The 14,058-nt window shown below is 36.3% G+C and carries 14 protein-coding genes; 2 read left to right on the top strand and 12 right to left on the bottom strand.

The genetic code is table 11. From position 1 onward, the window contains the following. The first annotated feature begins 732 nt into the window (after positions 1-732). Complete coding sequence (locus BUB25_RS13075) at positions 733-1,617, top strand: helix-turn-helix domain-containing protein (protein ID WP_072945095.1); 885 nt, start codon at positions 733-735, stop codon at positions 1,615-1,617. Between the two features lie 181 nt (positions 1,618-1,798). Here BUB25_RS13075 and BUB25_RS13070 read toward each other — a convergent pair whose 3' ends face one another. From BUB25_RS13070 to BUB25_RS13015, 12 genes are all read right to left on the bottom strand, one after another. Beyond that, positions 1,799-3,025 (bottom strand): RidA family protein, encoded by a 1,227-nt coding sequence (locus BUB25_RS13070; RefSeq protein ID WP_072945093.1) that lies wholly within the window; start codon positions 3,023-3,025, stop codon positions 1,799-1,801. Between the two features lie 210 nt (positions 3,026-3,235). Next, complete coding sequence (locus BUB25_RS13065) at positions 3,236-4,135, bottom strand: urea transporter (protein WP_072945092.1); 900 nt, start codon at positions 4,133-4,135, stop codon at positions 3,236-3,238. Between the two features lie 36 nt (positions 4,136-4,171). Further along, positions 4,172-4,870: a hypothetical protein gene (locus tag BUB25_RS13060; RefSeq protein ID WP_072945090.1), complete on the bottom strand. Its 699-nt coding sequence runs from the start codon at positions 4,868-4,870 to the stop codon at positions 4,172-4,174. A 7-nt stretch (positions 4,871-4,877) separates the two neighbouring features. Continuing rightward, positions 4,878-5,675 (bottom strand): urease accessory protein UreD, encoded by a 798-nt coding sequence (locus tag BUB25_RS13055; RefSeq protein ID WP_072945088.1) that lies wholly within the window; start codon positions 5,673-5,675, stop codon positions 4,878-4,880. Positions 5,676-5,679: 4 nt separating this feature from the next. Continuing rightward, the gene (gene ureG, locus BUB25_RS13050; RefSeq protein ID WP_072945086.1) at positions 5,680-6,318 is read right to left on the bottom strand and encodes an urease accessory protein UreG; all 639 of its coding nucleotides are present in this window, start codon (positions 6,316-6,318) and stop codon (positions 5,680-5,682) included. 18 nt (positions 6,319-6,336) lie between these two features. Further along, a complete protein-coding gene (locus BUB25_RS13045) occupies positions 6,337-7,026 on the bottom strand; it encodes an urease accessory protein UreF (RefSeq protein WP_072945289.1) in 690 nt (229 codons plus the stop codon). Between the two features lies 1 nt (position 7,027). Then, a complete protein-coding gene (gene ureE, locus BUB25_RS13040; protein ID WP_072945084.1) occupies positions 7,028-7,531 on the bottom strand; it encodes an urease accessory protein UreE in 504 nt (167 codons plus the stop codon). Next, positions 7,531-8,118, bottom strand: coding sequence for a hypothetical protein (locus tag BUB25_RS13035; protein ID WP_072945082.1), 588 nt, complete (start codon positions 8,116-8,118; stop codon positions 7,531-7,533). Before BUB25_RS13035 ends, ureE begins: the two co-directional genes overlap by 1 nt. Before the next feature lie 77 nt (positions 8,119-8,195). Continuing rightward, entirely contained in the window at positions 8,196-9,917 is a 1,722-nt protein-coding gene (gene ureC / locus BUB25_RS13030; RefSeq protein ID WP_072945080.1) for an urease subunit alpha, read from the bottom strand. After that, a complete protein-coding gene (ureB, locus tag BUB25_RS13025; RefSeq protein ID WP_072945078.1) occupies positions 9,914-10,285 on the bottom strand; it encodes an urease subunit beta in 372 nt (123 codons plus the stop codon). The genes ureC and ureB overlap by 4 nt, the downstream gene beginning before the upstream one ends. 17 nt (positions 10,286-10,302) lie before the next feature. Further along, positions 10,303-10,605: an urease subunit gamma gene (gene ureA / locus BUB25_RS13020; RefSeq protein ID WP_072945076.1), complete on the bottom strand. Its 303-nt coding sequence runs from the start codon at positions 10,603-10,605 to the stop codon at positions 10,303-10,305. 346 nt (positions 10,606-10,951) lie between these two features. Then, positions 10,952-11,344, bottom strand: a complete 393-nt coding sequence (locus tag BUB25_RS13015; protein ID WP_072945074.1) for a hypothetical protein — start codon at positions 11,342-11,344, stop codon at positions 10,952-10,954. Positions 11,345-12,361: 1,017 nt separating this feature from the next. Here BUB25_RS13015 and BUB25_RS13010 point away from each other — a divergent pair. Beyond that, positions 12,362-14,058 (top strand): SprB repeat-containing protein (locus tag BUB25_RS13010; protein WP_170860235.1); only part of this gene is annotated, 1,697 nt, incomplete at its 3' end.

The following is a 14,058-nucleotide window of genomic DNA, read 5'->3' as shown; positions in this document are numbered from 1 at the left end:
ATAAAAATTTGTATGATTAATAGGATTTACAGCAAGGTTACTTTTGTCGTCCTCCATTATATGTAATCCATCATTTACTAATGCCGATTCTCATTTCAAGTACACTATATTGGGTATTTATCGATAATTTAGCAGGTTGACACCATATTCATTACGCAACATATTTCCATTATCAATGATTTATTGTCAACAAAAACAAATTAAAATTACACAAACAGTAATTATATACTCTTTTTAATAATGATATGCAAATATTAAAATTATTCAAGATGAAAAATTGTTCTTTTAAACCAAGAACAGGACAAATCAAATGTTTTTATGAAATTGACATTAAAAAACAAGGAGTTAAAAATATAGCGATAAAAAATTTACTGTAATTTGGTTCTATTGGATCTTCAACAATAGATAGCTCAATTAAAAAAATATTGTTCATAAAACAGAAAGTTATAGTAGGACGCAATAATCCAAAACCTATTTCTTGCGCCAGTGGTCGCTAAACTTAATATTAAAAAACTAAAAAGGCTTGTATTTAAAACACTTACAACGACCAAGCAAGAAGTGGCATTTTAGTTTTAGTTGTTTTTTGTGAGAACAAATTAGAAATCTTCTCTATCGTTACAGAATCCTTTTCGAGCCTGCATTTCCTGGAAGAAAGTTTTGATTGCAATTTGATTGCATTTAATTGATACTTAACTATTTTTCTTTGTAATTTTATTATAAAATTAAGTTTACATGAAAAACAGCCCGAAATTAATTAGTAATTATGAGTACAAAAAGTTATTTCTTCCCGATATAACAACTCATAATCTCTTTAATAATTCCAACTTGCAACTGTATCGAATTGAAAATTATTTAAAAAAAATTGTAATACCTGTTAATCCCTATCAAACGACTTTTAACTTTCTGATTTTTGTAACAAAGGGATATGTAAAACAACAGCTGGAAACCTCTGTTTTTATAATTAATGCTAATGAAGCCCTGAATGTCAAACAAGGGAACTTTACGGCAACCTTAGAACTTTCAGAGGATATTGAAGGTTTTTTTGTCATATATGAAAATGAGGTTATCACTAAGATTGCGTTAAACACCAGTCATTTAAACTTCTTTTATACTTCTCCATTTTCCATTTTAAATCCTAATACCATCAGTTGGCTTATTCGTTTATTTGAATTATTAGAAGAAGAATTAAACGAAGATGAACATAATAATGCGATAACTATAGCTCTTTTTCAATCCGTATTATTAAAAATTATACGAACAGAAAATTCAGCTAGCGGGCTGATCAATCGTGCAAGGTCTATCTCTTTTCATTTTAGAGAACTAGTACAGAAAAACCACATTAAGCATAAAACCATAGATTTTTATTCTGATTTATTAAAAATATCAGATAATTATCTCAATAAATGTGTTAAGGAAACCACTGGAAAGGCTCCAAAACAATGGATAAATGAAATTACGATCCAGCACAGTCAAATTCTTTTGCAAGATGTTTCGAAAGAAATAGCAGAAATAGCATTTGAATTAAATTATCAATCGCCTTCTTATTTTTCGCGTATCTTTAAAAAAGTGGTAGGACAATCTCCTTCTGAATACCGATTACAGTTTTTAAAGTCCTAAATTTTAAATTTGGCTGTGAATGGATTTTCCCAAATACTTCTGTGCACAATGTCTTCTTTCTTTATTATAGCCTAATTACAAAAATAGCCTAGGAATAACCCAAGCTATTTTTTTATCTTATACTATTTGTGAATTTCTGTCCTATGAGACATAAGATCAAAAACCTGAAATAATCTGGTGCTTAGGCAGGTGTACCTTCGCTGTTAGATACAACGGCATCAATTTGGATCAAAGCATCCATAGGGATAGTTGCAACACCAATCACTGTTCTTGCAGGCAAATCGCTTTTGAAAAATGTAGTATAAATTTCGTTTACAGCATCAATATCTCCCATATTTTTAAGTTGGATATTTATTTTAACAATATCATCCATATTGTGGTCGATACTTTCTAAAATTGCCTTAATGTTGTTTAAACACTGTACGGCCTGCTCTTTTACACCACCAGCTACCACTTCATTCGTTTTTGGGTCTAATGGCAATTGACCTGAAATATGATTGTAATGAGAATAAGCAACGCTTTGTGTATACGGAACTTTTGGTGCATTTTCTGTATTGTTTGCTTCAATTACCAGGAAGCGGGCGTCTTCAGGAAGTTGTGGAGGTGTTCCATCACCGTGTGATACAACAGTATCTATTTGTACCAAAGCATCCATAGGTAAAGCTAAAGCATTAACAATTGTTCTTGCAGGAACATAGCTTGGGAAGAATTCCGCAAAAACTCCGTTTACGACCTCAACATCTGAGCTATTTTTAAGAAAAACGGTTGTTTTTACGACATCGTTCATAACGTGGTCGATACTTTCTAAAATTGCTTTAATGTTATTTAAGCATTGTTCCGTCTGCTCTTTTACACCACCAGCTACTATTTTACCCGATTTAGGATCGATAGGTAGTTGGGCTGAAATATTGTTGTAATGAGAAAAAGCTACCGTTTGTGCGTGTAGGCTTTTTGGCGCATTTTCTGTGTTTCTTGTTACCTTAACGAGATCTAAAGGTTTTTGCGGAGTGGTACCTTCACCGTTTGAGATCAGGGCATCCATTTGTAACAAAGCACCATCGATAGGTAAAGCATCGACTGCAACGGTTGTACGTGTGGGAAGGTCGCTTTTGAAGAATGTTTTATACACTTCGTCTACAGCCTCAATATCAGAAATATCCTTAAGGAAAACCGTGATTTTAACAACATCATCCATAACGTGGCCGATACTTTCTACAATCGCTTGAATATTTGTTAAGCATCGCTTTGCCTGATCTTTTATAGCATTTCCAACGATTTCACCAGTTTTAGGATCTATAGGCAATTGTGCTGAAATATTGTTGTAATGAGAAAATGCCACAGTTTGTGTTGAAACTGGGCTTTTTGGTGCATTTTCCGTGTTTCTTGAATTTTTTCTAATCTCGCTCATAATCTTATTTGTTTTTATTATTACTGTTTTTTTTGTACTAAAGATTTCTTATATAAATTATTTATCTCGTTATGAAAAGGTAGTTGAAGAAGAATTATATGCCCTTAACTTTTTATGCACTTTTAGTTTGAATGTCCAAACCATCTTAGCACTGATCCTCAATAATTTTATCGACCTACTAAATCTTGACCAATATTTCACTTCAAATAATCACACACCCAATGGGTTACTATTTTTGTTCTTTATTTTATTTTCAAAATAGCTCACCAGCTTTTTTAGAGGCACGATTACCCACATCGCTAAAACAAATGGGAACGTTAGTGTAATCCAGCCATTCTCCATCATGGAAACATCAAAGTAGGTAGCTATTATTACAGACAGAAATACATAAATTCCATCCCTCGGTTTTAATCCGCTGCAAGCAATTCCACATAAAACAGCATTAAAACTAAACATGCCATCATTGATTAATTGTACCGAATCCTGATCAAAACGTGCAACGGCACTCGCAATAAGTGCTGCCACAAAACCATATAAGGCAGCCGTTGGATTTTTTACAAAGACACCCAAGAAAAACAATAATCCCGCCAAGAGACTTCCTTGAAATATCACTTGACCATACGCATGGGCAACCACTCTAAAGTCAATTAATTCACTTGTTATTGCGGTTGTAGCTTTAGGAACGTTTAAAGTGGCAAGATCAAAGTGTTTTAATCCCAAAATAAAACCTGCCGTAATCACGATAAACGGAAAAGTAAAAAAGGGGATTTTTTTACGAATAGAAAATTCCATCAAAAGGGTGCTGAGTATAGACCCTAAAACCAATGCAAACCATATCAATGGACTGGCTTCGAAGAAAAACACCAATCCAATTCCAATTAACGTTGCATTAAATCCGTATAAACCTGCATTTATGTTTTTGTCACTGAACTTACAAATTCTTGCTGTTCCAGTTCCGATAGTGGAACTCAGCAAAGCCGCAGCACACATAAGTATAGAGTCATACGATATTGCTATTAGAAATAGTAAACCCGTCCAAGCACTTTCTTGAAGCATAATTTGACCGATACCCTTGAGTACTGTTTCAGCTATTCTTTGTTTTTCTTTCATTTTAATATACTTTGTAACAGTTAAAAATTGTTTGAATTACCAACCTAAAAAGACCATCCCGACACCGCAGGCTAAAACTACCGCTCCACTAATTGCGGGCGTATAGCGTTCGAGTTTTTCTGCTTTGAAAAAAGAATATCCGTAAACGCCTAAAAGTACCATTACAAGCATAGTCAAAACTGTGCTTATTGTAAAGACACCTATGAGTGTGGAAATTTCCGGAACGGAACGATTTAATCCTGAATAAAATAGTAACGGAACCAGTGGTTCACTTGGCCCCATGACAAAAATGGCAAATAACACCAGTGGAGTTACTTTAATTCGATTGGTCGGCATAACCACTTCACCGTGTTTGTGCGAATACACAAACACATCTTCGCCCATCACGTCAAAGTGTTTATGAGCTTTGTTTTTATAAGCGGCCCAAAGCCCATAACAAAGATAAATTGCACCAAATAGTAGTAGCGCCCAACTCGCAATGTTACCTCGAAAATCCTGAAAAAACGTGATTTTATTGATTTGCCAGCCTAAGAAAACTCCAATAAGTCCTAAAACTACCGAACTCAGAATATGGCCTAAACCACAAACAATGGTCAGCATAATAGTCCTGGACAAACTCCATTTGCGGGAACGCGATAAAACAATAAATGGCAAATAATGATCCGGACCTGAAGCGGTATGAAAAAAACTGATACTGACAGCCGTAATTGCTAATGCTATTAAACTTGAATCCATGAGTTGCTTAAATTTGTATTGCTATTTTCTCTTCCCAAAGCACGCTCTGTACCTTTCTGAAGAAATCAAACATTTGTTCTCCTCCATTTCCTAGTATTCTAATGACAAAACCTTTGGCTTCAAGTGCGCTGATTCCAAAAGATACATTTTCCAATTCTTCCAATTCTTTATAAAAGTGTTCGATATGGTCTTCCACATCCTCATTTTTTGTATTTAGATAGACCAAAGTTCCTTGATGCGTAAAGCCTTCCAGCAAACCCATAGCCGATAAGGGCATAATGTCTGGTCTTAGCAGGACATTGTCCTTCAAAATGAGTCGGTCGTGGTGATAGACTTCCAGAAGATTTTGAAAATGAGCGTATTTAAATTCTTCTCCGTGATGTTTACGGCCACAGGTGATAATTTCGCTAAAGGTGAGTTCGCAATCATCATCTATCGAAACTCTGTTTATACTTTTGAAAGTCGAAGCCTCGTGCGGTACAACCGGATGTGGCACATAAGAAAATGAAGCGCCTTTATCGATTTTGACATCCATCATTTGCGAAGCACTGCCTTCCATATTAAACAATCGCTGGTAGGATTGCGATTGCAATTGCAAACGTGCATTTTCTTTGATATTCACTTGAATATCATAGGTATCACCACTTAAAATTCCCGGTGACGTACTCGCAATCATTAAATAAGCTGCCCTATCGGATTTATACTGTCCCACAGGTGTAATCCTGAAAGGCTGCGTAACGTATGCATCTCTTAAAAATGATTGTCCCTCTCGCTCTTCTACTTCAATTTTTAGGGTACTTAGCATTCGATTATCGGATTAAATTGGGTTCTTCAACATCTTCCAGCAATGCATATTTCTTGATCCATCCTATAACCTCATCAATACCTTCTGTAGATCTAAGATTTGAAAATACAAATGGTGCTCCTTTTCTCATTCTTCTTGCATCATTTTCCATTACTTCGAGGCTTGCACCAACATAAGGAGCCAGGTCAATTTTATTAATCAAAAGCAAATCAGATCTTGTGATACCTGGTCCGCCTTTGCGAGGGATTTTCTCTCCTTCGGCCACGTCAATTACAAAAATAGTCACATCGGCAAGGTCTGGTGAAAAGGTTGCAGAAAGATTATCGCCGCCACTTTCGATAAGGATTAATTCGATATCCGGAAAGCGAGAAACCAATTCGTCTACGGCTTCCAAATTCATACTGGCATCTTCGCGAATTGCTGTGTGAGGGCAGCCTCCTGTTTCTACTCCAATGATTTTCTCTTTGGGCAAAAGACTGTTTTTTACCATATATTCGGCATCTTCCTTCGTGTAAATGTCATTGGTGATTACTCCTAAATTATAATCATTCAGCATTTTTCGGCTTAGGCGTTCTAACAATGCTGTTTTTCCTGATCCTACAGGTCCTGCAACTCCTATTTTAACATATTTTCTTGTTTCCATTTTTCTTTTTCTTGTTTTTTAAGACATGTATAATCTTGAATAAAGTCTCTCGTGTTGCATACAGCGAATATCAAATGCGATATTGCAAAGTCCCACAAGATCTCTATCTATTGTTAATGTTTCTTTTGCTAGTTTTTTGATGAGCGGTTGAAGTTCAAATAACACATCTTGCCCATCCAATTGTCCAAGCGGCACCAGCTTAACCGAATTGGTAATCATCCCGATGGCGGCATTGTAATAGAATGCAAATAAGGCTTCGGCAAGAGGGATTTCCAACAACTGCGCATACATCCCAAAGGCAATGCAATAATGTGCGGTAGCTTCTTTGCTTGCAACTGCTTTTTCATATTCGCTGATGATATCAAAAGCCTTTTGTCTTCGGAATATTTTGATCAGTCTAATTCCCAGTTTCTGGCTCGCTTCTCTTATTTCCCTTGGACTTTTTAAAGCACTGCATTCCTGATCCAGTTTAATTATAGTTTCTAAATCATTATTAGCAGTAGCTTCATAGGCTAGTTTTAAGAATGCTGCGTCATTGTATTTGATGTTGTACGTCAGCATATTGCTAACAAATACTTTTGCTGAAGCTACAGTATGTACCACTTCATCTTGAACGTAGGTCTCCAATCCATTGGAGTGGGAATACCCTCCAATAGGCAAAGTAGGGTCTGCCAGATGGAGCAGACTTCCTAAATAGGTGTTTTCTATGTTAGTCATTTGAAGCTGCTATATTTAGAATTTTTGTAAAAAGTGACGTACTGCCATGACCGTGAGGCGCTACATTTGATTTCAGCAAATGCAAAAGTTGTATTTCCTGTTTTTCAGGCGAATAGCCACTGGCTTCCAGCCATCGAAACATGGGCATTTCAAAAGGCATCATAATCTGGTCGTTTTGAATAAATAATGGAAGATGCTTGTTGCCAATTTCATAACAAATGGTGCCCATTTCTAATAAGGATGCCGGTGTCATTACTATCGCTTCACAAGGTTTAATATGAACTACGACCACTTTTTTGTCATCCTGATAGAGAATATCATCTTGATGCAGCCGCTGCCCTTCCTGAATAAATTTTATTGCAATTTCCATCCCGGAGTTTGTTCGCCTACGCTGAATTCTCTTAGTGGCTTCAAACCACTCTATTTCCAGCAAATCGATCTCGAGACCTTCAATTGATTGTGTTTGCGTGTTTCCGATTATCTGTTGTATAATCATTATTTTGTTTTTTTAAGGGAGATATTTTTTGAAACGCCCAGTCCTAATGTTGACCCATTTACTCCTGCTATAAAGGTTCGATTAGTTGTTTTATTGCTGTCGTCTCCGGTAGTTTTTTCATAGGATAATTCACAGAATTTAGCTTTTAATGCCCATCCATGACCCAGAGAAACTGCAACAATTGGATAAATTCTGGCAAGGTAGCCGTCATAACTATAGGCCCCTATAGTATTCATCAGCGTATTTCCCCATACATAATGTGCATCAAGCTGTGCGATGATTACAAAGTGATCACCAATTTTCCAAGAATCACTGTAAAAGGGACCAACTTCGTGTTTGGAATCGGTAAGATTTCCCAAGCCATTTTTCTCTTTGTCAAAAGCAAAGTTCATCCCTGCAACGACATGATCATTAAAAAAACAACCCAGTCCGATTGGGTTTGCACCAAAACTACTCCCTGTATTATTATTGTCTTTATAATTTAGAGAACCATAAAGCATTAAAGATCCTTCTTGTGCACGAGCCGTTGATAAACTGGCACATACCAGGACAAGAATTAAACCCAAATTAATTTTCCAAGTATTCATAAATTTTTTTGATATTTTTATTCCTCATCTCACTACGACACAGTCATTGTCGTAGTGAGAATTGGACTATTTATAAATTAAAACAGGAAGTATAGCTGTGCTAATGGCAGTTTGTCGACCGGTTCACAAGTGATTTTCTCTCCATCAATTGTCACAGTATAGTTTTCGGCATTTACCATGATCTCTGGTGTAGCATTGTTGTGAATCATGTCTTTTTTCCCAATGTTTCGACAGTTTGATACCGCTAATAAGGTTTTTTCCAAACCATATTCTTCAGCAATATTATTGTCAATACTGGCTTGAGAAACAAATGTGAAAACAGTTTTTGTCAATGCTCTTCCGTAGGTTCCAAACATATTACGCATGATAATAGGTTGAGGCGTTGGAATTGAAGCATTGGCATCACCCATTTTACTTGCAGCGATAAATCCACCTTTTACGATAATTTCAGGTTTTACTCCAAATAAGGCTGGTTTCCAAATTACTAAATCGGCAATTTTACCCACTTCTATAGATCCCACGTGATTGGATATTCCGTGAGCAATTGCAGGGTTGATCGTATATTTAGAAACATATCTTTTTGCACGGAAGTTGTCATTTTTATTTTCTTCATCTTCTGCCAAATGTCCTTTTTGTTTTCTCATCTTATCGGCCGTTTGCCAGGTACGAGTAATTACCTCACCTACACGACCCATCGCTTGAGAATCGGAACTCATGATACTGAATACGCCCATATCTTGAAGTACATCTTCGGCCGCAATAGTTTCAGGACGAATACGTGAATCAGCAAAAGCGACATCTTCCGGTATTTGTGGACTCAAGTGATGACAAACCATTAACATATCTAAGTGCTCGTCTATTGTATTTGTGGTGTAAGGTCTGGTAGGGTTTGTAGATGCCGGCAATACATTTGGATACATCGCCGCTTTGATAATATCGGGCGCGTGACCACCACCTGCTCCTTCGGTATGGAAAGTATGAATGACACGTCCTGCAATAGCATTCATCGTATCTTCAAGAAATCCTCCTTCGTTAAGTGTGTCTGTGTGAATAGCAACCTGAACGTCATATTTGTCCGCTACTTTTAGAGAAGCGTCAATAGTAGCAGGAGTTGCTCCCCAATCTTCGTGGATTTTTACCCCTAAGGCTCCAGCTTCAATTTGTTCCGCAATTGGAGCTTCGGTAGCCACATTCCCTTTTCCGAAGAAACCTACATTCACCGGAAAAGCTTCTGCAGCTTGCAGCATTCTCTTAATGTTGTATTTTCCTGGAGTAACGGTCGTCGCATTTGTACCATCTGCGGGACCGGTTCCACCACCTATCATTGTCGTAATACCACTATACAAAGCAGTTTCCATTTGGGTAGGACTAATAAAGTGAATGTGGGTATCAATTCCTCCAGCCGTAACAATATAACCATGTCCGCCATGAACTTCTGTCGAAGCTCCGATGATCATACCAGGAGTAATATTATCGGAAATATCAGGATTCCCTGCTCTACCAACGCCAATAATTTTTCCATCTTTAATTCCGATGTCTGCTTTTACAATTCCCCAATGGTCAATAATAGTAGCTCCCGTAATAACAAAGTCAAGAACACCTCCGTCACGCATAGCCGTTGATGACTGACACATACCATCTCTTACTGTTTTTCCGCCGCCAAATTTCGGTTCATCTCCATAAGAGCAGAAATCTTTTTCAATTTCTATAATAAGGTCGGTATCCCCCAAGCGTATTTGATCTCCTACCGTTGGACCAAAAATGCTGGTATAATTTTTTCTAGTTACTTCTAAACTCATGATTTGACATTTTTAAATTTCCCTTGTTCTAATCTTTCTAATGCAGCAGCTTTATTTTGTGGAGATAAGTCTCCATCCACTAAATTGTTGTGACCAAAAAGGCGCTGACCGCCACCATATTCAGTTAATTCAACTTCTTTTTCTTCGCCTGGCTCAAATCGAACTGCGGTACTGGCAATAATATTTAATCGCATTCCGAATGCTTTTTCTCGGTCAAAAGACATCATTCGATTCACTTCAAAAAAGTGAAAATGGGAACCTACTTGTATAGGTCGATCACCGGTATTTGTAACTTTAATTTTTATTGTATCGCGACCTTCATTACAAATGATATCGCTATCTTTTAATATAATTTCTCCTGGAATCATAACTGTTTTTTTTTAGGTTATCGCACCGGATTGTGCACTGTTACTAGTTTAGTTCCATCTGGAAATGTTGCTTCAATTTGTATATCATGAATCATTTCCGGAACTCCTTCCATCACATCTTCTCTGCGAAGAAGTGTCGCGCCGTATTGCATCAATTCGGCTACTGATTTACCATCGCGGGCACGTTCCATCAATTCACTACTAATAAGAGCAATGGTTTCAGGATAGTTTAATTTTAAGCCGCGGGCTTTTCTTTTCTGAGCTAATTCGCCTGCTGTATGCAGCATTAACTTCTCAATCTCTCTGGGTGTTAAATGCATAATGATATATTTTAGTTAAAAAAAAAAGATGATATTTAATATTGAAATGCACACAACTGATCACCATGAGATTAGTTATGTTTTTTTAGATGTAATAATTACTGCTTAAGGTGATGCAGATAGCCACTCATTCTATCTAGAATTCTAGATAAATAAGTATAGTAGTACATCATTTTTGAATGAAGACTTACAACTATTTATTTGCCGAAAAAATTTAATGATCACTTAAAGATAGTAAGTATTATTCAATTTGAATAAAATTGTTAATACGTTTTTTCACATGAAGTAAAAAATAAACTTAATTACACCATCGATTTAACAATCTTAATTTCAACAAATTAGCTGTTTAAAAATGGATTTTCAAGTTGTGAAACAGGATATTTCGTGCTACGTTTCGAAAAGGAATACTATTTCGTTCCAATAGTCCTTTATTGTTCAATTTTATACTTTTTGTATAAACAAAACAGCGATCTCTTAAGTTTTTACCATTTAAATTAAGAGGAAATCCAAATAAGCCTGTAGTATCTTTCTTCGTTTCGAAAGTATTCTCCGACAAGATAAATTCCAATTGGTTATTATCTGTGAAGGCTTTTTCAAATTTAGGCGTATTATCAGTTAATACTTCAAGAACTGATTCAGTTGCTGTATTATTATTGATCCTGTTTACAGTACAATTGCCATAACTATTAGAGATAGTTAAAAGGCAAATTTGTAAAAACAGAATATAAGCTAACTTCATCGTACTGATTTCAATTATTTAGGATTGCTCCTTTTCTGATACAAAATTAGTGGGGTTTAAAGGGAGTTGAATAGCACAAATCTTGACTTTTCTATCCTAAATTTAAAAATAACAAAAGTTGAACGAAGCTATCTCACAGAAGGAAAACTAAAATTAATACAAACTTACTCAGAACGGTAAGCAATACTATATTAGAAAATTGCAGCCCCTGTTTTGGGACATATTTAGTTATTTTAAAAAAATTATTTCAAAAAAAACAAATAAAATATTGACAATCAATTAATTAACATGTTATTAGTCGTTAATTATTTATTTTTATAAAGCTTTTCTTAGTGAAGTATATTCTTTGTCGGAAATAATAGAATCTTGTCTTGTTTCTTATTTTATTCCTTGCTTATCTAATATAATACCTAACTTTGAATCACTAAAAAAATATTCGATTTAAGTTGTTGTTTAATCAACTTTAGGTTTGCAGTAGGTAATACATTCTGATCCCCACATTTTACATACTACCTATGTTTGAAAAAGTCATTTTCAATTATTTTATTTGAAAATGGTAAAACTAGCGATGGTACATTTCCCCATTATGTACTCTTCGTATACTAACCTTTTATACTTTATTAATCGAATCGTTTTGAAATTAATCTGAACAATTTTTACAAATCGATTTTGGCAATTAAAAGCTTGTTTTTTATTTCTGTGATAAATACAAGCTTTAGATGACGGCTGCCTTCATTATTTTATATGAAGATGTATGTTCGCTCCGACTCTCTAACCTTCAAATTTAAAATATACATATGGTGTTAAAATACTATTATTATGAAAAAGAATACATTTTTAAAGTTTTTCGATTTCTTATACAACAAAATAATATGTTGCTTTTTAACGAAAAACTCCACTTCTAAATTAAATTTTACAAAATTTAATGAAATAAATCACAAAGATTACCTATCGAGATCAAGGCACTTTTATTGGCGTCACTGGCTTACTTTGTCCTTTTTATTAATGACAATTGTATTGACAAACAGTACAGCTAGTGCACAAGGGGTGATGAGAGGCATAGTGCCTGTACTATTACCTAAAGGCGGTTCTGGTGTTGATGGTGATGCTTTCGCTCATTCACCTGCTGGATATGAAAATGTAGGAGACTTGTTTGACTCCCAACACCCTGGCATTGAAGGTCACGGTGTAATTAACCCATTCACTGGAGAGCTACTCTATCCTGAAGTATCTTTTTTTTTACAGGATAGGTATATCAACGATTTGACCATTTTTACTAAATCAAATAAAATTAATGACAACCCCAATATGTATACTTGGGGTCCAGGGAATTCACCAAACAAAAATGAAATCCAAAATGCTGGTGCTCATTTTTCTTATGGGGATCCTAAATTAGGCGGATTATCAACTGATTTATGGTGTCTATTTGCTGGTGACCGTCAGGTTACTACCGGTAGTAGTTATATAGATTTTGAGTTTTTACAGAAATCATTGACTATGACAGGCGCAACTACTAGCACCAATGGAACAATCACTGGAGGTAGTGGGGGTTTTACTAGTTTAGGAACCCAGGGTGGTCGCACAGTTGGTGACATCCTGCTCACTATTGAGTTTACCAATGGAGGGGGCGATGCAAATGCAGTAATTCGAGTATGGACAGCTAAAGCAGGAGGGGGTTATGAATATGTAATTCATCCAAACTCAGAGTTTCTGGGTAGAATTTTCATTACTAATAATACCTCGCCAACTCATGTACCCTTTGATGTATATGGTAGTGATCCCAATGGCACTGGTATAGGTGGTGATTATGGTGTGAATCAATGGGCTGAGGGCGCTATCAATCTTAGTCAAGTATTCGCAGCTGTACAAGATCCTTGTTTTTCACTCAGTACGTTATTTATTAGAACCAGATCTTCCGGGAATTCACAACAATCTGAATTGAAAGATTTCCCAGGAGCTCCCATTCAATTTAAGGTCGACTCAAATCCAAAAGCTGTGGCAGTTGCAACTAATCCCGCTTGCAATGGAGGATTTGGTTCCATAAATCTTACTGTAACAGGAGGTTTGCTTCCTTATACCTATTCATGGACAGGTCCAAATAACTTTACAGCGGATACTGAGGATCTTACTACTATATTAGCGGGTACCTATCATTGGGAAGTAAAAAATTCTAAAGGTTGTATAGCAACAGGATCGGTAGTTCTTGTTGAACCACCGCCTATAGTAGTATCATCGGCAACAGCAGTAAATCCTAAATGTAATGCAGGAACCGACGGTTCAATCAGCATTATCGCTACAGGAGGAACAGGTAGCTTGATGTATTCCAAAGATAATGGATTAACTTACCAAGCATCGAACGTCTTTAGCGGGCTTGCCGCAGGAAGCTATCTATGGGCGGTAAAAGACGTTAATAATTGTGTGTTGAAAGGTACGGTTACAATAAGCCAACCAACTGATATCGCAGCATCTGCTGTTGCCAATAATCCGCTTTGCTTTGGCGTAGCCAATACCGGCTTTACCATCACCGCTTCCGGAGGAACGGGCACATTGATGTATTCCAAAGATAACGGTGCTACTTATGTCGCTTCGAGTGTATTCAGCGGACTTAGCGCTGGAACCTATTCTTGGAAAGTGAAAGATGCCAACGAATGTGTCAAATCAGGTACGGTGACCATCAGCATTCCTGCTGATATTGCCGCTGCTGCCGTTGCCAA

The organism is Flavobacterium granuli (genome assembly GCF_900129705.1).
Classification (GTDB): domain Bacteria; phylum Bacteroidota; class Bacteroidia; order Flavobacteriales; family Flavobacteriaceae; genus Flavobacterium; species Flavobacterium granuli.
This window is presented reverse-complemented; position numbering and strand designations above follow the sequence as displayed.

Excerpts from the sequence above, each read along its gene's own strand:
- BUB25_RS13060 (WP_072945090.1), bottom strand. The coding sequence starts at position 4,870 with ATGGATTCAAGTTTAATAGCATTAGCAATTACGGCTGTCAGTATCAGT.
- ureE (WP_072945084.1), bottom strand. The coding sequence starts at position 7,531 with ATGATTATACAACAGATAATCGGAAACACGCAAACACAATCAATTGAA.
- BUB25_RS13070 (WP_072945093.1), bottom strand. The coding sequence starts at position 3,025 with ATGAGCGAGATTAGAAAAAATTCAAGAAACACGGAAAATGCACCAAAA.
- BUB25_RS13015 (WP_072945074.1), bottom strand. The coding sequence starts at position 11,344 with ATGAAGTTAGCTTATATTCTGTTTTTACAAATTTGCCTTTTAACTATC.
- BUB25_RS13075 (WP_072945095.1), top strand. The coding sequence starts at position 733 with ATGAAAAACAGCCCGAAATTAATTAGTAATTATGAGTACAAAAAGTTA.
- BUB25_RS13055 (WP_072945088.1), bottom strand. The coding sequence starts at position 5,675 with ATGCTAAGTACCCTAAAAATTGAAGTAGAAGAGCGAGAGGGACAATCA.
- ureC (WP_072945080.1), bottom strand. The coding sequence starts at position 9,917 with ATGAGTTTAGAAGTAACTAGAAAAAATTATACCAGCATTTTTGGTCCA.
- ureB (WP_072945078.1), bottom strand. The coding sequence starts at position 10,285 with ATGATTCCAGGAGAAATTATATTAAAAGATAGCGATATCATTTGTAAT.
- BUB25_RS13035 (WP_072945082.1), bottom strand. The coding sequence starts at position 8,118 with ATGAATACTTGGAAAATTAATTTGGGTTTAATTCTTGTCCTGGTATGT.
- ureG (WP_072945086.1), bottom strand. The coding sequence starts at position 6,318 with ATGGAAACAAGAAAATATGTTAAAATAGGAGTTGCAGGACCTGTAGGA.
- ureA (WP_072945076.1), bottom strand. The coding sequence starts at position 10,605 with ATGCATTTAACACCCAGAGAGATTGAGAAGTTAATGCTGCATACAGCA.
- BUB25_RS13065 (WP_072945092.1), bottom strand. The coding sequence starts at position 4,135 with ATGAAAGAAAAACAAAGAATAGCTGAAACAGTACTCAAGGGTATCGGT.